18 protein-coding genes and 2 pseudogenes are annotated in these 18590 nt (G+C 57.6%); 13 read left to right on the forward strand and 7 right to left on the reverse strand.

The genetic code is table 11. The annotated features are described in order from the left end of the window. The first annotated feature begins 1 nt into the window (after nt 1). The 3 genes from mgtE to CYA_RS03180 all read left to right on the forward strand — a co-directional run bounded on the left by mgtE (nt 2) and on the right by CYA_RS03180 (nt 2419). Nucleotides 2-1381 carry a magnesium transporter gene (gene mgtE / locus CYA_RS03170; protein ID WP_041438117.1) on the forward strand — a complete coding sequence of 460 codons (1380 nt, stop codon included), beginning with the start codon at nt 2-4 and terminating at the stop codon, nt 1379-1381. Nucleotides 1382-1485: 104 nt separating this feature from the next. Continuing rightward, nucleotides 1486-1683: a DUF7219 family protein gene (locus CYA_RS03175; RefSeq protein WP_099812376.1), complete on the forward strand. Its 198-nt coding sequence runs from the start codon at nt 1486-1488 to the stop codon at nt 1681-1683. A 34-nt stretch (nt 1684-1717) separates the two neighbouring features. After that, entirely contained in the window at nt 1718-2419 is a 702-nt protein-coding gene (locus tag CYA_RS03180) for an MgtC/SapB family protein (protein ID WP_011429571.1), read from the forward strand. A 230-nt stretch (nt 2420-2649) separates the two neighbouring features. On the opposite strand, the gene CYA_RS03185 is transcribed toward CYA_RS03180, so the two are convergent. Continuing rightward, on the reverse strand, nt 2650-3243 hold the full coding sequence (locus tag CYA_RS03185) for a TMEM165/GDT1 family protein (RefSeq protein WP_240527955.1): 594 nt from the start codon (nt 3241-3243) through the stop codon (nt 2650-2652). 441 nt (nt 3244-3684) lie between these two features. On the opposite strand from CYA_RS03185, the gene CYA_RS15550 reads away from it, so the two are divergent. From CYA_RS15550 to CYA_RS03195, 3 genes are all read left to right on the forward strand, one after another. After that, on the forward strand, nt 3685-3807 hold the full coding sequence (locus tag CYA_RS15550) for a hypothetical protein (RefSeq protein WP_011429573.1): 123 nt from the start codon (nt 3685-3687) through the stop codon (nt 3805-3807). Nucleotides 3808-3829: 22 nt separating this feature from the next. Further along, nucleotides 3830-4231, forward strand: coding sequence for a YraN family protein (locus CYA_RS03190; RefSeq protein ID WP_011429574.1), 402 nt, complete (start codon nt 3830-3832; stop codon nt 4229-4231). Between the two features lie 299 nt (nt 4232-4530). After that, complete coding sequence (locus CYA_RS03195; RefSeq protein WP_228375425.1) at nt 4531-4767, forward strand: hypothetical protein; 237 nt, start codon at nt 4531-4533, stop codon at nt 4765-4767. On the opposite strand, the gene CYA_RS03200 is transcribed toward CYA_RS03195, so the two are convergent. From CYA_RS03200 to CYA_RS03210, 3 genes are all read right to left on the reverse strand, one after another. Continuing rightward, on the reverse strand, nt 4764-5306 hold the full coding sequence (locus CYA_RS03200; protein WP_011429576.1) for an NYN domain-containing protein: 543 nt from the start codon (nt 5304-5306) through the stop codon (nt 4764-4766). The genes CYA_RS03195 and CYA_RS03200 overlap by 4 nt on opposite strands. Before the next feature lie 134 nt (nt 5307-5440). Continuing rightward, nucleotides 5441-6151: a class I SAM-dependent methyltransferase gene (locus CYA_RS03205; protein ID WP_011429577.1), complete on the reverse strand. Its 711-nt coding sequence runs from the start codon at nt 6149-6151 to the stop codon at nt 5441-5443. A 49-nt stretch (nt 6152-6200) separates the two neighbouring features. Then, complete coding sequence (locus CYA_RS03210; protein WP_011429578.1) at nt 6201-7160, reverse strand: nucleotidyltransferase family protein; 960 nt, start codon at nt 7158-7160, stop codon at nt 6201-6203. Nucleotides 7161-7616: 456 nt separating this feature from the next. Between CYA_RS03210 and CYA_RS03215 the strand changes: the two genes are divergently transcribed. From CYA_RS03215 to CYA_RS03235, 6 genes and pseudogenes are all read left to right on the forward strand, one after another. Further along, complete coding sequence (locus CYA_RS03215; protein WP_011429579.1) at nt 7617-8480, forward strand: ABC transporter substrate-binding protein; 864 nt, start codon at nt 7617-7619, stop codon at nt 8478-8480. Continuing rightward, nucleotides 8477-9298: an amino acid ABC transporter permease gene (locus CYA_RS03220; protein WP_228375426.1), complete on the forward strand. Its 822-nt coding sequence runs from the start codon at nt 8477-8479 to the stop codon at nt 9296-9298. The genes CYA_RS03215 and CYA_RS03220 overlap by 4 nt, the downstream gene beginning before the upstream one ends. Nucleotides 9299-9392: 94 nt before the next feature. Then, nucleotides 9393-9549: pseudogene (locus CYA_RS15685) on the forward strand (RNA-guided endonuclease TnpB family protein); the annotation flags it as partial. Between the two features lie 284 nt (nt 9550-9833). Beyond that, on the forward strand, nt 9834-11045 hold the full coding sequence (locus CYA_RS03225) for an RNA-guided endonuclease InsQ/TnpB family protein (RefSeq protein ID WP_011429581.1): 1212 nt from the start codon (nt 9834-9836) through the stop codon (nt 11043-11045). A gap of 152 nt (nt 11046-11197) precedes the next feature. Then, the gene (locus CYA_RS03230; RefSeq protein ID WP_011429582.1) at nt 11198-12913 is read left to right on the forward strand and encodes a succinate dehydrogenase/fumarate reductase flavoprotein subunit; all 1716 of its coding nucleotides are present in this window, start codon (nt 11198-11200) and stop codon (nt 12911-12913) included. Nucleotides 12914-13052: 139 nt separating this feature from the next. Next, nucleotides 13053-14450: an aspartate aminotransferase family protein gene (locus CYA_RS03235; protein WP_011429583.1), complete on the forward strand. Its 1398-nt coding sequence runs from the start codon at nt 13053-13055 to the stop codon at nt 14448-14450. A 24-nt stretch (nt 14451-14474) separates the two neighbouring features. On the opposite strand, the pseudogene CYA_RS03240 reads toward CYA_RS03235, so the two are convergent. Together CYA_RS03240 and CYA_RS14980 are read right to left on the reverse strand one after the other, a co-directional pair. Continuing rightward, nucleotides 14475-15715: pseudogene (locus tag CYA_RS03240) on the reverse strand (RNA-guided endonuclease InsQ/TnpB family protein). A 285-nt stretch (nt 15716-16000) separates the two neighbouring features. Further along, nucleotides 16001-16150, reverse strand: coding sequence for a hypothetical protein (locus CYA_RS14980; protein WP_011429585.1), 150 nt, complete (start codon nt 16148-16150; stop codon nt 16001-16003). A gap of 134 nt (nt 16151-16284) precedes the next feature. On the opposite strand from CYA_RS14980, the gene CYA_RS03245 reads away from it, so the two are divergent. After that, the gene (locus CYA_RS03245) at nt 16285-17529 is read left to right on the forward strand and encodes an Era-like GTP-binding protein (RefSeq protein ID WP_011429586.1); all 1245 of its coding nucleotides are present in this window, start codon (nt 16285-16287) and stop codon (nt 17527-17529) included. Here the strand turns inward: CYA_RS03245 and lipA are convergent. Beyond that, a complete protein-coding gene (lipA, locus tag CYA_RS03250) occupies nt 17526-18380 on the reverse strand; it encodes a lipoyl synthase (RefSeq protein ID WP_011429587.1) in 855 nt (284 codons plus the stop codon). The genes CYA_RS03245 and lipA overlap by 4 nt on opposite strands. Nucleotides 18381-18590: the final 210 nt, after the last annotated feature.

Raw genomic sequence — 18590 nt, forward strand, 5'->3', positions numbered from 1 at the left:
TATGCAGCAAAACATTCTTCGCGATCTTCTCTCTCCTGCCTCTTTGGAAGCCGCCAAGCGAGCGGCTAACCGCGCCCCTATTGCCGAGCTGGTGCAGCAGTTGATGGAGATTTCTCCGCGGCAGCGGGTACTGGCTTTTCGGTTGCTGGAAAAAGACAAGGCCATGGCGGTATTTGAGTATTTGCGGCCTGAAGAACAGGCCGATCTCATCCGCAGCATGGAAAACCCAGAGGTGATCCGGCTGGTGGAAGCATTACCCCCAGACGAGCGGGTGCGCCTGTTTGAGGAGCTGCCGGCCAAAGTTACCAAGCGGCTGATCGCCAACCTCAGCCCAGAAGCCCGCGAAGCCGTGAATATCCTGCTGAACTACCCGGAGCGCAGTGCCGGTCGGCTGATGAACCTGCGCTACTTGGCGGTGCGCGATACCCTCACCGTCGGGGCAGCTTTGGCCAGTGTGCGCGACTCCCAACTGGGGGATGACGAGCTGGATGTGATCTTTGTGGTCGATGACCAGCGGTTCTACAAAGGTCTGGTGCGCACCGTGCGGCTGGTGAAGGCGGATCCCGACCTGCCCATTCGGGAGCTGATCGAGGGATCGGATATTGTTGCTCGGGTTACCGACCGGGATTTGCAAGCAGCCCGTTTGCTCAAGGATTCCGGCTTGCCGGCCATTCCGGTGGTCGACAGTGAAGGACGCTTGGTGGGAGATATCACCTTTGAAGATGTCATCAACTTGGTGGAAGAAGAAGCCACCGACGCCGCTCTGGCCCAAGCAGGGGTGGGCAACTTGCTCAGCCGAGACAAGGTTTGGAGCGAGCGCCTGGTTAAAGGCTCCCGTTGGTATGCCGTCCGCCTGCGCATCACGTTTTTAATCATCACCTTGATTGGCGGCATGGTGGTGGGGGGAGTGATCGAAACCTTTGAGGAAGTGTTGCAATCAGTAACGGCAGCGGCTATTTTCATCCCCTTGGTCATGGATATGGGCGGTAATGTCGGCACCCAATCTACGACCATCTTTGCCCGTGGCTTGGCTTGGGGCCACATCAACGTGCGGCAGTTTCTCCCCTATTTGCTGCGGGAAGCCAGCATTGGTGGCATTATCGGTGTGCTCCTGGGGGCCACGGCTGGGGTGATTGCCTACTTCTGGCAGGGGGCACCGAATGGGATCCCACAATTGGGTCTAGCGGTGGGCTTGGCTCTGGCCATTGTCCTCACTTTGGGGGCTATCTTGGGCGCCATTTTGCCCTGGGTGATGTTAAAGCTGGGCTTTGACCACGCTCCCGGAGCAGACCCTTTCATCACTACCATCAAAGATTTCACCGGCCTCTGGGTGTATTTCACCTTGGTAGCTTGGCTGGTCGGCGTTGAAGTCGAGTTCTGAGGCTGCTCTCTTCGCCTTGCAGTCCAACTTTGGCTCCCAGGCTACCCCCGGCCTGGGGGAGCTGGATTCAGATTGAATCCGATTATTCGTTCAGGAGGTGTGCCATGACTTTGAAAGCTCCTTCCACCACAGCTCAGTTCCGGTTGCTGCTGCAGCGCTACGCCCATCGAGTCAGCATAACCTGCGCTTTAGAAACGGGTGGTAAGCTGGCCCCAGAAGTGGCCTTTGCTCAACTGGAAACCCTCTGGCAGGCTCTGGAACAGGAGGCCAAAGCCCTGGGGATCCCAGATGTGGCCGGCTAGCCCTCACTCCTCCACGGCAACTGGAGCATGCCCTATGACCTGGATTGACTTCACCTTCCGCCTAACGGTTGCCTTTATCTTGGGATCCCTTATCGGGCTGGAGCGCCAGTGGCGGCAGCGCATGGCCGGCCTGCGCACCAACACCTTGGTGGCCACTGGCGCAGCCTTGTTTGTCATGCTCTCAGTGCTCACCCCTGATGAAAGCAGTCCAACTCGCATTGCCGCCCAGGTGGTGTCGGGGATTGGCTTTTTGGCCGGGGGCGTGATCCTCAAAGAGGGGGCCAGCGTGCGCGGCTTGAACACCGCTGCCACCATCTGGTGTGCAGCAGCCGTAGGGGCTTTTGCCGGATCAGGGTACATTCCCCAAGCCACCATTGGGGCAGGAGCCGTGTTGATCGCCAACATTCTGCTGCGCCCCCTGGGCTACCGCATCAACCAACAGCCCCTCAAAGGCACGGAGCTGGAACTGGTCTATGAGTGTTCATTTATCTGCAAAAGCCATGCGGAAGCCCACCTGCGCGCCCTGCTGCTGCAGGGCATAGCGCCCACCCATCTCAAATTGCGAGCCCTCTACAGCGAAGACCTGGAGGACAAGCCCGATCTGGTCAAAGTCGAAGCAGAGCTAGTCACCCAAACCCGCGATGACCAGGCCCTGGAACTTGTCGTCAGCCGCCTCAGCCTGGAGCCAGGAGTGATTACTGCCAGATGGCGAATTATCGAACAGGAATTTGGATAATCCGAACTTTTTTTCCGACTTCATGGGAGTTCTGCAGCCAAAAGGCAGAATGTGCCCAGCTCAACAAAGAGCGGACCTTCGCGCCATGAAGCGAGAGGAGATTTTGCAGTCCAAGCGGGAGCAGCTCCTACGGGTATGGTTGTTTCAAACCCGATTAAGACGCTCCTCCAGTGCTCGGCTCCACTGACGCAACGAGCTGTTTCATTGCTCTTTGAAATAACTACAGTTGTTTATCCTAACAATTCCCAACTGGTTACCAACGCAAACAGCAGAAACAAGCCGCCCCCCACCCAATGCACGGCCCGTTCAGAGATGTGGGCTGCTAAGAAGCGACCGCCCACCACCGCCAACCCCACCATCAGCCCATGGCCGAGGGTGGCCCCTGCCCAGACACTCAATCCCGGGTGGGTGGCTGCCAAGGAAACGGTGGCAATCTGGGTTTTGTCCCCGAACTCGGCCAAGGCGGTCAGGCTAAAGGCCTCCCACACAACAGCCCAAGCCCCGCCGCGGCCAGCGCCTTTTGCTTCGGCTTGCTCCACCAGCCTGAGGGCTTCTTCCTCTTCTTCCTTCTCCTGCTGGGGAGTCATTTGGTAAGCTTGCCAGAGCATTCTTAGCCCAAAAGCCGCGAAAACTCCAGCCGATAGCACTCGCACGCCCAGGGGTGGCAGCAGCTCAAAAAGCACTTTCCCGGCCACCACAGCCAGCAAGGTCATCGCGGCCAAAGCCAGCCACGTTCCCAAGAAGACCCAGCGGCGTGGGTGCCGCATAGCCAGAATCAGGGGGGTAAAAAAGGTCTTATCCCCAAACTCAGCTACCGTAACCAACAGCAAACTTGACGCAAAACCAGCCCACATCGTTTAGCCTCCAACCTCTCTTGTGTGTGGAATCGGTTCACACCTGGAGGCGAAGGCTGGGAAAGTCAGACGGACTCACCAAGCTCACCTCCGCGTGAACTCAGTGAAAGTCTCGTCACCAAAGCAGCCTGCCGGGCTTGCTTTGTCTCTTGCACCGGGCTGTTTTTAGCCAGTATGTCGATGCAGAGGGCGGTAAGCCGCCTGACTACTCCCTTTCCGTCTGAATGGTAGCATGCTGAGCTCCCAGTGGGAGTCATTCATTCAAGCATTCAAGAAAAGCTCTCCAATGGGATCCCCCAAGACTTGCTGTGCCTTGGCCGATATCAGTGCCGCGCATCGCTTACCAGAGGATTGTGAAGGAGCGGCAGGCTATTATGATCACGGTTGAGGAGAAAATCAGGGGAAAACCACGTGGATGCAAAGTTAGTCTTGGTGGGGGTTGCTCTTGTCCTCTCTCTGGCAAGTTTCTACTTCGGCACCCGCAACGGCTTTTACGACACCGACAAGTATCACGGCAATGGCTCTGCTCATTAGAGCCGGGCGCTGGTGATTTTTTATGGATCCCTTGCCCAGAAGGGCTTCCCTCCAGAATACAGGCAACGTCGGCGAGGGCTGGGTGCGGCAATATCTCTGTCAGCAGGGCTGGCAGATCCTGGCCCAGCGGTGGCGCTGCCCTTGGGGCGAGCTGGATCTGGTTGCCCACAAAGCTGATGTGCTGATTTTCGTAGAGGTGAAAACCCGTAGCCCCGGTAGCTGGGATCGAGGCGGGCTTTTGGCGGTTGGGATCCCCAAGCAGCGACGCTTGATCCGGGCTGCCCAGGCCTTCTTGAGCCAGCATCCCCACCTCTCCGAGTTGTCCTGCCGTTTTGATGTTGCGCTGATAGAACGTCGGGCCTCTGGGGAAGGGGTAAGCTATGCTTTGGTTGACTACCTGCAAGCGGCTTTTGAGATTTGTTGAAGCAAGCTTATCCGAGATGCTGTGGGAGCTTATGGCCGTTTCAGGTTAGGTGAGATGCCTGGGCTGCTGAGACAAGCCCTCTAGCCCCGCGCATTATTGCTCCGCAACGCTATTGCTCCACAACCCTGACGCAGTGTCCTAGAGTGTCCTAGTTTGAATCAAAATAACTATAAAGCTGGGCCAGCCTCTCCGACTCATCTGAATACGAAGAACAGATGGAGCTTTCTGGGGTCATTCATCATCCTCACTAAGATCCGGCCTGGGGATCCCTTCATTGGCTCATGATTTTGGGAAACAGCATGAAAGCGCATGAGTTCTGGGCTCGTACCGACAGCCAAGGTCAACTGATTTTGCCCATGCGGGCGCAGGAGCAATTGCCCAAAGATCGAGTTGTGCGGGTGCTGGTGTTGGTAGATGAGCAGGAGCTGGCTCCAGCAGAGGTAGCGGATCCTTCACAGGAGCAGTTGCCCACTGCCTCGCCAGATGAGGAGCATCTTTGGTATGGAGCTCCCACCGTTCCCTACGATGGCATTTAGCGCATGGGATCTTGGCCGGACAGCCGCCAGCGGTTTAGGCGCGAGAGGGTATCTGCATCCAAGTAGGCATCAATGCCCCGCTTGCTCGATAGCCGTTTTGGTTGGACGCGCCGGATCTGCTGCTGGGCCTGCTGCACTTCATCCCACAGTTGTTCTGCCGAGACCCATTCGGCGTTGTAGCCGCCAATCACCAACTGCTGGACACGATCGGAGGTAGCCACCCGTACCCGACACCCATCCCTCTGCAACTGGGCACACAGCCGTTCAATACAACTGTCGGCGGTCTCGCCATAAGAGGTATACAGGATCTCGATACCCGAAGGGGAGCGCTCTTGCCGGGCTGGGGTGGGTTGGGCGTAGGCATCGTACACCACGGTCGCCTGGTAGCCCCGGAAGGCCACATAGTTGGCCAAAGATTCCACCAAGCGCAGACGGGCCAATTCCATCAGGGAGCGACGCGCCAACTGGCTCAGGGTGGGCCAAGCTCCGATGATGTTGTAGCCATCAACCAAGAGGAAGGTGGGAGAGGAGGCTTGCATGGATGGCGGTGGATCCCTTGTCCGGGATCACACTTCTTAATCTTAATCTTTATCTTATTTTTAATCTTAGTACCCAGCCTTAAAGGTTACCCCACTACTCCGAATGCTCCGATACTTTCCCGGTTGTGAGCAGATCACGGTCTGCGCTGAATCCAATAGGTGGTGAACAGTTCGCCACTGGCCTGTTTCTGAATTTTGCCCCCCAAGGCTGCGATGCGCCGCTCCCACTCCGTTAGGGGGGTGAAAATCGGTTCGGTGCCTTTGAATAGCTCGATGAGGCCCCATTGTTCCGCCCACACCGAGTCGGGATTGACCACTTCAATAATCACAGGTGCAGCCGGTCGCAACACTCGCATCAACTCTGCCCAAACCGCGTCGAAGTACTCAATCGGGTAGTAGTACAAAAATCCGGTGGCAATGGCCAGATCAAATTGCTCCGACTCGTAGTTTTCCAAATGGTGGGCGGATCCCTGTTGCATTGACTTGAACAGCTTGGAGTTAAGCTGGGGTGCCCGCGAGCGAATAAAGCGCACAATCTCACCGCTCAGCTCATGGCCGTAAAAGTAGGCTTGCCAATCGTTCCAGGGATAGGTCAGGAAGCTTACCCCACAGCCCAAATCCAAACAGGCTTCCCGTTTTTTGGGGGCACGCAGTTGCCAAAAGGGGATCCCGAGGCGCTCTTGCAGGTGATCCCGCTGCTGGGCTTGCCAAAAAGGCAGTTGCTCCAGGTCTGGGGGAAGTTGCCAACCTGGCCGACCCAGTTGAATTTCCAGCTCCCGATTGAAGCGAGCAGCTACGGCAGCAAGGTAGGGATCCCAGCGTTCCCCAGTTTGTGGTAACTCCATCTGTTGATGGCTTTGTCGTGGATGGTTGTGGACTTAACTTGCACTTAACCTACACTACCAGGACTCTCGGCCCGTAGGCTCCCGGCTGCAGGGATCCATTTACCCAGCTGTGGCTGCCGAGGATGGTGCCTGCTGGAATCTGAGCTTGGGATCCCAGCCGGGTGTGGGCGCCAATGTAGCAGGGGGCGTGCAGTTGAGCGCTGGGATGGATCTCAGCCGTTTTGTGCACCCATATCCCCGGCGCCTGTTGCTGCACATCTTCCAGGGGAAAATCCGTCATTCGACCCAGGAGAATGTCCAGTTGGCCGTGGTAGTAGCTGGCCGGCGTGCCCAGATCCCGCCAGTAGCCTGCGTGGAGATAAGCTTGCAGCCGGTGCCCTTGCCTGAGCAAATCGGGGAAGACACGCCGCTCAAAGCTGAGGGGATCCCCACTGGGGTAGTCTTTAAAAATGGCCGGATCCAAGACATAGGTGCCGGCGTTGATCGTGTCGGTGGTGAGGGTGAGGGCTTCTGCAGGGGTGGGTTTTTCCCGAAAAGATTGGATCTGGCCCCCTTCCCCAACTTCCACCAGGCCATAGGCGGTGATATCTTCCACGCGGGCGAGGGTGAGGGTGGCAATGGCCTTGCTCTGCACATGACATTGCATCAACGCCTGCAAATCCAGATCCGTGAGGATGTCTGCATTGAAAACCACCAAGGGATCCCCGGTGAAATAGGGCTGAGCCAGCACCAAAGCTCCTGCCGTATCCAAAGGCGTCTCTTCAGGAATGTAGCGGAGCTTCACCCCCAAAGCAGAGCCATCTCCCAGAGCAGCCTCAATTTGTTGGCCCAGATAACCCACGCTGAGCAAAATATCTGTCAGGCCGGCTCGGCGGCAGCGCCCGATCAGCCACTCCAAAAAGGGCACATCCAAAAGGGGCAACAAAGGCTTAGGCTGCAAAAAGGTAAAGGGCCGTAAGCGAGTTCCTTTTCCACCCGCCAAGATTACCGCCTGTATATTCCCTCTCAACCCTACCCTCCTTCAAGATATTGACATCCTCTCCGCCCAGTTGCTACTCGATATGGGCTGGGATCCCTTGGGTCGAGCCAAATGTTTCTTGCTACACATTCGGCTAACCAGACCGAGCACTATTTTGACTTCATGAGCATTGTCAATGTCAATTTTCCGCTGCTCACAGACGGGCACGGCTGACCCATCACAAATCTTGGTCGTGAGTCTCAGCGGAGACATTCTATCGGGATTCTTGCCATCGGGATTCTTGGGCTCAATCCTGAGATGGTTGGAGAAGGTTTGCTTTTTTTAGAGCCTTTTTGGAGAATTGCGACCCGCTTGCCCCAGTCGGGAATAGCCACCCAAAGCGGCAGTGTCAGGTGATACTACCTTGCAACGGGAATTGTGACAGCCTTGGATAGCTTGGATGGATTCCAATGGGTTTGCCCTTCACCTTCATCTGAGGTTTTGCCGATGTCTGTTTCTCGACGCCGATCCCTACAAGCCCTCTTCTTGACCCTGGCCGGATGCTGGGCTCTGGGCACACACCAGGGATCCCTGCTGGCCCAAGGTAGCGATTTGTTGGCTCAAGTTCAAGAGCGGGGGGTACTCCGGGTTTCCACCGACTCCAATTACCGTCCTCAGAGCTACCTCAATCCCGACGGCAGTTGGGAAGGATTTGACGTGGATGTGGCGCGCGAGATCGCCAAGCGCTTGGGGGTAAAGGCTGAGTTTCTGGATATCAACTTCGATGTCATCACCGCCGGATCTTGGAATGGCCGCTGGGATGTCAATGTCGGCTCCATGACCGTAACTGCCGAACGCCAGAAAGCTCTGCTGTTTACCATTCCCTACTACTACACCCCCGCCAGCTTCGTGGTCCACCAAGCCTCGACCCTGACCGATATCGCCGCTTTGGAAGGAAAGCGAGTTGGGGTGGGCACCGCCACCACCTACCAAGCTTACCTGGAGGGCAACCTCACCCTGGAAGGAGAGACCATCCAAGTTCCAGCCCCGCGGGTGGACATTCGCATCTACGACACCGATAGCCTGGCTCTGCAGGATTTGGCACTGGGGGATGGCACCCGCCTGGATGCAGTCTTGACGGCTTTGCCGACGGCTGAAAACGCCATTCGGGAAGGACTGCCCCTGAAAACTCTGGGGGATCCGGTCTACTATGAAGCCTTGGCTGTGGCCTTGGATCGCTCCAGCCCTGCCCCTTCCGAGAGCTTACAAGCCAAAATCAACGAAATTTTAGAATCCATGCATGCGGACGGCACGCTAACAGCCCTCTCGAAGCGGTATTACGGCATTGATCTGACGAAAAAAGCTGAGTGAGCAAAGACTCTATCCCACTGGAGCAGCCCATTTACCCACCGCCCCGGATTCGAAAAGGGATCCCGTTCCCGGTGGCCCAGGGGTTGTGGTTGGTTTTGTGGCTGCTGTTGTTGGTGTTCACCTTCAGCGGGGTACAGTTGGAGTTGGCCGGGATCCCCATCCGTACCTTGCGTCTCAACGGCAACTTTGTGCGCGAGTGGTGGTGGTTCATCTCGCAAGGGGTGGGCACTACTTTTCAACTGTCCTTGGTCTCCATCCTCTGTGCCACCACCTTGGCCTTTTTGTCGGCACTGGCGGGCCTCTCCCAAATTGCCCCTCTAAGCAGCCTCTCCGCTCTCTATGTCTCGTTGATGCGGGGCACACCTCTATTCCTGCAGTTTTTGTTTATCTACCAGGCTTTGCCGCAACTGGGCCTGGTGTTCGGCTCGTTCACTTCGGCAGTGCTGGCCTTGAGCCTGAACTATGGCGCCTACATGAGCGAGATCTTCCGGGCCGGAATCCAAGCCATTCCCATTGGGCAGCGGGAAGCTGCCTATGCCCTGGGGCTTAAGCCCTGGCAAACCCTGTGGTGCATCATTTTGCCGCAAGCTTTCCGAATTGTCCTACCCGACATTGGCAATCAATTCATCGCCATGCAGAAAGACACTGCCCTGGCCAGTGCCATTGCTTTGCAGGAGTTGATGGGCCGGGCTCGACAGGCAGGTTTGCCGCGCCAACATTTTTTTGAGGCTTTGGTGGTGGCAGCGCTGTGGTACTGGCTGCTGACGTTGATCTTGTCATTTTTCCAGGGACGCTTGGAACGGTACCTGGCCCGCTAGAGGAGCCTGACTCTAATCCGGCCATTACTTTGGTGTCTGCTTGCATACGTTTGTGGTTGCCCACAAAGACCGGCTGTGCCGTTCGCGATAGCAGGGGGCTCCAAAAACAGCCAGAAAGCTGGGGGACATCATCCTGCACTGACCTGCCGCAGTGGGTGAAAGAGGATCCCTGCCACCTCAAGCGGAACGCCATTCAAGAGGCAGGGTTGGCCTTTCGAGAGAGCAAAGACCCGAAGTTTCGCAGCGTCAGATCAGAGCTTTGCGGGATACTGCCATTCTGTTTGGCAACGAGCAGGATGCAATCGCTGCAGCCCTGGGCAACAGTGTATGGCTTCGCCATGCAAGCCATAGCCATTCCAAACTGGATTGGGACACTCCCCAAGCGTTCCGCGCTGCTTCCGCGACCACTCCCAGGGGAAGAGGGAAGTTAGGAAGCGATGCAACTTAAAGCTGTTCGTCAGCTAGAAATCGCAGGAGCCCCGCACTGTACCCGTAGGGTCAGTGTCGGGAGGAATGCGGAAGTTATGATAGAACCATGACCCAAGTCCTGACTGTAGCTTGCAAACTCAAGGTGTCCCAGTCGCAAGCCGCCAAATTGGACGCGACAATGGATGCCTTTGTGCAGGCGTTGAACTGGGTCAACCAAAACACACCAGAAAAAGTAGTCAACGCAGTCAAACTCCAATCCCTTTGCTATTACCAGATTCGCGCTCGGTTTGGCTTGTCCAGTAATCTGGCCCAGCAGGTCTGCAGACGGGTGGCAGGCGCTCGCAAAGTGGCGAGACAGCGCAACCGTCCGGTTAAAGAGTTCAAGCGTAGGTTCGTTACCTACGATGCACGTATCTTCTCGTTTCGCGAGAAAGACTGGACAGTGTCGCTTGCCACGGTTGATGGAAGAGAACGCTTTGAGCTAGCCATTGGCAACTACCAGAGGGGAATGCTGGCTGGCTCTAACCCCAAATCGGCCACCCTAGTCCAGCGGAAGGACGGCTCCTACTCCATCCAGATTTGTGTCGAGGCAGAGCCCCCCAAGCAACAGAACACCGACAAGGTGATTGGTGTTGACCTGGGACGGCGAGACATTGCACATACCTCCGAAGGAGACAACTGGAATGGACAGCAGCTGAACAAAGTCCGAGATCACTACTGTCGGTTAAGAGCGTCTCTTCAGCGCAAGGCCAGTAAGGGCACCCGCAGTTGCAGGCGGCGATGCCGTCAACTGCTGCAACGGCTGTCTGGCAAAGAGAGACGCTTTCAAGCTTGGGTGAACCACAGTATCGCCAAGCGCATCGTTAAAACAGCAAAATCTCTTTCTGCCTGCATTGGGATTGAGGACTTGAGCGGCATCCGGGGGCGTACCAACCGGCAGCCCCGCAGTCGTGAGGAGCGGCGGCGTAGCAATAGCTGGGCGTTCTACCAGCTGCGGCGGTTTATCGAATACAAGGCTGTGAGGGCGGGTGTCAAAGTGGTAGTTGTCCCTGCGGCCTATACCTCGCAGATCTGCCACAAGTGCCCGCATATTCATCCCGACTCCGCTCAATCCTATCGCAAGGGTAAGCAGTTCAAATGCGGGCACTGCGGTTGGGAAGGGGATGCGGATTTTAACGGTGCGAAGGTGATTGCGCTTTTGGGGGCTGCCGTAAACCAGCCTAGAGGTTCGGGCCTGTTTTGTTCTCTGGTGGAGCAGAGCAGGCTCAGGGCTACTGAAAGCCCGCTCCGTACCGCTTTAGCGGTCGGAGTCGGGTAGTTTACAGCAGAAAGTGGTAAGCCTACGGCACCGCACCGCTGCTGATAACGAGCTATACTCAGCTGCTGCTGGAGAGGCTGCTGGGGCCGGCCATAATGGGAAAACGCCATCCTGGCTGTGGCGGAATCCTTTGCGAGAGCTTGCCTGCATCCATGCTGGAACACGACATTGTCATCATCGGGGGAGGGCTGGCCGGTTGCCGAGCGGCTTTGGAGGTTATGCGACGGGATCCCAGCCTCGACCTGGCCTTGGTGTCCAAAACCCATCCCATTCGCAGCCACTCGGTAGCAGCCCAAGGGGGCATTGCCGCCGCCTTACAAAATGTTGATCCGCAAGATTCCTGGGAGGCTCATGCCTTCGATACCGTCAAGGGATCCGATTACCTAGCGGATCAAGATGCGGTGGAGATTCTAGCCCGGGAAGCCCCTGAGGTGATCATTGACCTGGAACACCTGGGGGTCTTGTTCTCCCGCCTGCCGGATGGCCGCATTGCCCAGCGGGCCTTTGGGGGACACAGCCACCCGCGCACCTGCTATGCCGCCGACAAAACTGGACAAGCCATTTTACACGAGTTGGTGAGCAACCTCAAGCGCTTTGGGGTCAAACTCTACAGCGAATGGTATGTGCTGGATCTGATCCTGGCAGAAAACCAAGTCCAGGGCGTGGTGATGTTGGAGCAGGCCAGCGGACGGCTGGAAGTGCTGCGGGCCAAGGCGGTTATGTTGGCTACAGGCGGCTATGGGCGCATCTACAACTCCACGTCCAACGACTTTGCTTCCACCGGCGATGGCATGGCAATGGTGGCGCGGGCCGGCCTGCCTCTGCAGGATATGGAGTTTGTGCAGTTTCATCCCACGGGCCTGTATCCGGTGGGGGTGTTGATCTCAGAGGCAGTGCGTGGAGAGGGGGCCTATCTGATCAATGGGAAGGGGGAGCGCTTCATGGCCGCCTATGCCCCCAGCCAGATGGAATTGGCCCCACGGGATATCACGTCGCGGGCAATTGTCACGGAGGTGCGGGCCGGGCGCGGTATTGACGGCAAAGATTTTGTCTACTTGGATCTGCGGCATCTGGGGGCAGAAAAGATCCACACTCGGCTGCCCTTCTGTTGGGAGGAGGCCCATCGCCACTTGGGCATCGATGCGGTTGTCGATCCCATTCCAGTGCGACCGACGGTGCACTACTGCATGGGTGGGATCCCGGTGACGGTGGATGGGCAGGTGTTGCGGGATGTCCAAACCCGTGTGGAAGGGCTGTTCGCTGCCGGTGAAACGGCCTGTGTTTCGGTGCATGGGGCTAATCGGCTGGGCAGCAACTCTCTCCTGGAGTGCGTTGTTTTCGGGCGGCGCACAGGGGCAGCCATGGTAGAAGCCGTCAGAGGTCGAGCCTTGCCGAAAGTGGACGAGGGATCCCTACTCAAACAGGCCGCCGGGCGGATTGCCGGGCTCCTGGAACGATCAGGGAAGAGCCGCATTGATCAGGTGCGGCGGCAATTTCAAGATTGCATGACCGAGCATTGTGGGGTCTACCGCACCGAATCGGTTCTCCAAGAGGGGATCCAAAAATGGCAGCAGATCCGCCAGCGTTACGAGCAGGATTTGCGCTTGGACGATCGGGGCAAGGTGTGGAACACCGAGCTGATCGAAGCGCTGGAGCTGGACAACCTCATGACGGTGGGGGCCTTGATCCTCGCCAGCGCCCTAGAACGGCGGGAAAGCCGTGGCTCCCACGCGCGGGAAGATTACCCCCAACGGGATGACCAACGGTTTTTACAACACACCTTGGCTGCCTTTCGCGAGGGATCCCCGCAGATCAGCTATCGCCCCGTGGTGATCACCCGGTTTCCCCCTCAGGAGCGAAAATACTAACTTTCCAGAGGCCTCCCAGGCCGATTAGGATTGCTCTATCGTTCCCGTTAGCAGGATGGAGCCCCTTTCAAAATTATCCAATATCTAGGGATTCTATCTTCGCCAGCTTGAAATCTCGTCTACTGCCGGAGGGCCAGCCATGCAAGAAACCCTGGAGAAAGCAGCCGTCGCCCTGCAAGCGGAGCTGAATCTGGAGCCTTTTTGGATGCCCTTTACGGCCAATCGGCAATTTAAAGCCAACCCGCGCCTGTTGGTGGCCGCCCGAGACATGTATTACACCAGCCACGATGGCCGCCAAATCCTAGATGGGACTGCCGGGCTGTGGTGTGTGAATGCCGGCCACTGTCGTCCCCCGATTGTGGAAGCGATCCAACAGCAGGTGGCCCAACTGGACTACGCCCCAGCTTTTCAGATGGGCCATCCCAAAGCCTTTCAACTGGCAGAGCAGCTCATCCAGCTCACTCCTGCCGGACTGGATCACGTTTTTTTCACCAACTCTGGCTCTGAGGCGGTGGATACGGCCCTGAAAATGGCCATCGCCTACCATCGCTTACGCGGACAGGGATCCCGGCAGCGGCTGATTGGCCGGGAACGGGGCTACCACGGCGTTGGCTTTGGGGGCATCTCGGTCGGGGGCATCTCCAACAACCGCAAGTTTTTCGGCAGCCTCATTCCCGGAGTGGATCACCTGCCCCACACCCACAACCTGGAGCAAAACGCCTTTAGCCGCGGCCTGCCCCGCTGGGGATCCCACTTGGCAGAAGACTTGGAGCGGATCGTCGCTCTCCACGATGCCAGCACGATTGCAGCGGTGATCGTAGAGCCGGTTGCCGGTTCAACGGGGGTGTTGCTGCCGCCGGTGGGCTATTTGGAAAAGCTGCGGGCCATTTGCGACAAATACGGCATTCTGCTCATCTTCGATGAGGTGATCACCGGCTTTGGGCGTCTGGGATCCCCTTTTGCGGCCAATTACTTTGGGGTGGTGCCGGATCTGATTTGCTGTGCCAAGGGCCTCACCAATGGCACCATCCCGATGGGCGCAGTGATCGTCAAGCAAGAGATCTACAGCGCCTTCATGGAGGCTGCTGGTTCCGCTGATGACCTGCACCGTCCAGGGGACAACAGCAGGACGCTGTCCTGGAGCCCCATCGAGTTTTTCCACGGCTACACCTACTCCGGCCACCCAGTTGCCAGTGCCGCCGGCTTGGCTACCCTGAACCTGTATCGAGAAGAAGGCTTGTTCGAGCGGGCTGCCAACCTCGCTCCCCTCTGGGAGGAGGCTCTCCATTCCCTACGGGGCTTGCCTCATGTCATCGATGTGCGCAACCTCGGCTTGGTGGGGGCAATTGAATTGGAAGGGATCCCTGGCCGACCGACAGCGCGGGCTTTTGAAGCTTTTTTGCGCTGCTACGAACGTGGGGTATTGATTCGCACTACAGGTGATACCATTGCCCTTTCCCCGCCTTTGATCATCGAGGAAGCCCATATTGAACACCTGATCGCCACCCTGAAGCGAGTTCTTCAAGAGCTACCTTAGTCGTAAACTACCCGACTCCGACCGCTAAGCGGTACGGAGCGGGCTTTCAGTAGCCCTGAGCCTGCTCTGCTCTACCAGAGAACAAAACAGGCCCGTTCGCGAAGCGAGCCGTAGGCTTAACCTCTAGGCTGGTTTACGACAGCCCCCAAAAGCGCAATCACATTCGCACCATTCAAATCCGCATCCCCTTCCCATCCACAGTGCCCACACTTGAACGACTTGCCACTGCGGTAAGATTGCGCAGGATCGGGATGGATGTGTAAACACTTGTGACAGGTCTGCGACGTGTAGGCAGGCGGAACAAGAATCAGAGAAACCCCTGCAGCCCTCGCCTTGTATTCCAGAAATTGACGTAGTTGGTAGAACGCCCAACTGTTGGCCCTGCGCCGCTCGGCTTTGCTGCGCGGCTGTTGATTGACTCTTTTCCGGATCCCTGTCAGGTCTTCCAGGGCAATAGCGCTGTTTGTCGCCTTTGCCCTAGAGACAATAGCTTTGGAGATGCGATGATTGACCCACGTTTTTGCTACGCAACGCTGACGCGACTGAAAGCGTCTCTCCTTGCCAGACAGCCGTTGCAGCAGTTGACGGCATCTGCGCCGCGAGCTGCGTGTGCCCTCACTGGCTTTGCGTTGGAGTACCGCCTTCAACCGCGAGTGATGGTCTCGGACTTTGTTCAACTGCTGTCCATTCCAATTGCCCCCTTCTGACGTATGGGCAATATCCGTCCTTCCCAAGTCCACCCCCAGCACTCTACCCGTGCGTTGCGGTGGGGATGGCTCCGCTTCCACACAGATCTGAATAGAGTAGGAGCCGTCTTTACGCTTGACCAGAGTGGCAGATTTGGGATTGGAGCCTGCCAACTGTTCTCTCTGGTAGCGGCCAATCGCCAGCTCAAAGCGCTCTCGACCCCCAACGGTGGTCAGCGACACCGTCCAGTCTTTCTCGCGGAACGAAAAGATACGGGCATCGTAGGTCGCAAAGCCTCTCTTGAACGCTTTGACGGGGCGGTTTTTCTGTTGGGCAACTTTACGGGCGCCGGCCAGCCGTCTGCAGACCTGCTGAGCCAAGTTACTGGATAAGCCGAACCGGGCACGGATTTCGCGGTAGCACAGAGACTGGAGCTTAACGGCGTTGGCGACTTTCTCCGGCGTGTTCTGGTTGACCCAATTCAAGGCTTGGCCAAAAGCCTCCAAAGTCGCGTCCAATTTGGCGGCTTGTGACTGGGACGCCTTGAGCTTGCAGGATACGGTCAGGACTTGGGTCATGGTTCTATTGTAACCTCGCATTCCTCCCGGCACTGACCCTACGGGTACAGTGCGGGGCTCCTGCGATTTCTAGCTGACAGGCAACTTGGTAACTTGGAAAACCCTTCCCACCCTCTGATCGGGTTGGGGTTATTTCGAGTTGCAGTGCAACTGTTTGCCAATTCTGGGATCCCCTCTCCTCATAATGGGCAAGGGGCTGGGAGTGCTTGCCTGTAGCAGTGCTAGAGGAATGCCTCAGACTTAGACTTGTTCGGAATCACCTAACGATGGGCTTGCCAAGTTGGACTAGCGAAGGGCGCTCAGAAGCACAACATCCATAACCAGCAGCGCCCCAGCAAAGGCCAGCAGGCTGCGCACGATCTGGCGCTCTTGCTTAGAACGATGGGATCCACCCACACGAAGCCATTTCAGAGATTGGGGAAGGCGGTACAGCATAGGAGATTCGGCGGAACCCTAGGGTGATCATGCCCTATTTTGTGGGGTTTGGATTCCCCACGCTGGGGGGGAGAAACGGCTAGCCCTGAGGGGCAATTCCCTCTAGAGTGAGGGTTAGTCCATTGCCCCTGTCTATGACCACTCCCTTGACCCAAGCCGAAACCGTTTTGCAAAGGTGCTGGGATCATTGGCAATCTCTGGCCAGCCGTCGGGATTTACAACCGGAGTTCAGGGCTCTATCCACTTTGCGCAAGCGCCTCACCGCGCGGCTGTTTTCCATTGCGGTGTTTGGGCTGGTCAACCGTGGCAAGTCGGCCGTCCTGAACGCCCTAACCGGCGAGGAGCGATTGAAGGTGGGCCCCCTCAATGGGGTCACTCAGCAGCCCCAATCCCTGCTGTGGCAGCCGGAGCCAGGGATCCCTTGGCGAGTGAAGCTGGTGGATACTCCGGGTTTGAACGAAGTGGAAGGAGAAGCCCGCGAACAGTTGGCCTGGGATGTGGCCCGCTCGGCGGATTTGATCGTGTTTGTCATCGCCACCGACCTGACCCAGTTGGAATACCAAGCTCTCTCGGAGCTGCGCACTCTATACAAGCCCATCCTGCTGGTGTTGAACAAATGCGATCTCTACTCCGAAGCGGAGTTGCAGGCCATTTGTGCCCAGATCAGCCGCCACCTGGGCTGGGTATCGCCACAGGAGATTTTGACCGTGGCCGCCTGCCCAAAACCCCTGAAAGTCCGCACCCACTGGCCGGATGGCCGCATTACTTTGGAATGGGAACGGCCTGCACCCCAAATTGAAGCCTTGCGGGGGCGAATTCTGCAGATTTTGCAAACCGAGGCGGGATCCCTTCTGGCTTTGAATGTGTTGAAGCGGCTGGATCGGGTTCAGGCTCAGATTTTGGAAAAACAGTGGCAGCATCATGCCCGCTTTGTGGAGCAATGGGGCCAAGCTGTCGCCCTCGGCAAGGGGATTGTGGTGGGCTTGGCTCCGCTGGGGTTGGATTTGCTGTTGGCCCCACTGCTGGATGGCCTTTGGCTGTTGGGCTTGGGAGTGCGGCTTCACCTACCCCGGACGGCCTTGTGGAGGGGGCTAGTCTCCTTTCGCGAGGGGCTGTGGCGACCGCTGCTGCTCAATGGGGCTCTGCTGCTGCTGGCGGAAGGGGTGAGTTCCTGGCTGTGGGGAGACTGGGGCAACGGCCTTTTGCCGGGTCTGGTGGCGGGGGTCAGCCTGTATCGCCTGGGATCCCTGGCGCCACAGGTGCTCAGCCGGTTTGCAGCCCGAGCGTTCGGCCTGGAAGCGGGCCTTCGTGCCTTGATCGGACGGGAAAGGTTGGCTATGACAGACTGCACAGCCTCTCTGCCAAGCTCCCTGGCCTAGTTCTCAACCATTTCGGCAGCGTGGTAGGAGCTGCGCACCAATGGCCCTGAGCGCACCTGGCGAAACCCCATCTGGCGGGCTATCTGGCCCAGCTCGGCAAACTCTTCCGGAGTCCAGTAGCGTTCCACAGGGCGATGGGCCAAGGAAGGTTGTAGGTATTGCCCCAGAGTCAGACGATTGCATCCCACCGCCAGCAGATCCCGGAAAGTTTCCAGCACTTCTGCGCGGGTCTCCCCATGCCCCAGCATCAGCCCAGACTTGGTGGGTAATCCAGGATTCAGCTCCTTGACCGTTCGCAAAACCCGCAAGGACAAGTCGTAGCCGGAGCTGCGCCGTACTGCCTGGGAGAGGCGTCGCACCGTTTCGATGTTGTGGTTGTAGCAAACAGGCTGGGCAGCCACCACACGGGCAATGCATTCGCGATCCCCGCGAAAGTCGGGGGTAAGCACCTCGATCTGGGTGCCGGGGCAGCGCCGCCGAATTGCCTCCATGACCTCCACAAAGCGACCGGATCCCTGGTCGGGCAGATCGTCGCGGGCCACCGAGGTGAGTACCACATAGCTGAGCCCCAGCAGCTCAACCGCCTCGGCCACTTTCTCCGGCTCTGCGGGATCCAACGGTGCGGGCCGTCCACTGGCCACCTGGCAAAAAGAGCAGGCGCGGGTACAGATCCCTCCCATCAGCAGAAATGTAGCGGTTTTTTGGCTGTAGCACTCGGCTCGATTTGGACAGCGCCCCTCCTCACAAATGGTGTGCAGGCCCCGCTGCTTGATCACCTGCTGCACCGCTGAAGTCTCGCTGGCTTTGCCGATGGAACGCTTGACCCAACTGGGAAGAGGGCTAACCGACATAGGGAGAACCGTTGCGTTAACTGGGTATCGGCAACAAGACTGCGCCCCTCTACAGCCGAAGGATGCAGCGCCTGCTCTGCCATTCTGACATGATGAAGCTCTGGGTTCCGAAAAGGGGAGGCCGAAGTCTTTGGGTCGACGGACTTCTCGGCTCGCACCAGCGGGACAAAGTCCTCCCAAAGCTCAGCCCTGTTCAGGGTTGCATGGGTC

It is taken from the genome of Synechococcus sp. JA-3-3Ab, assembly GCF_000013205.1.
Classification (GTDB): domain Bacteria; phylum Cyanobacteriota; class Cyanobacteriia; order Thermostichales; family Thermostichaceae; genus Thermostichus.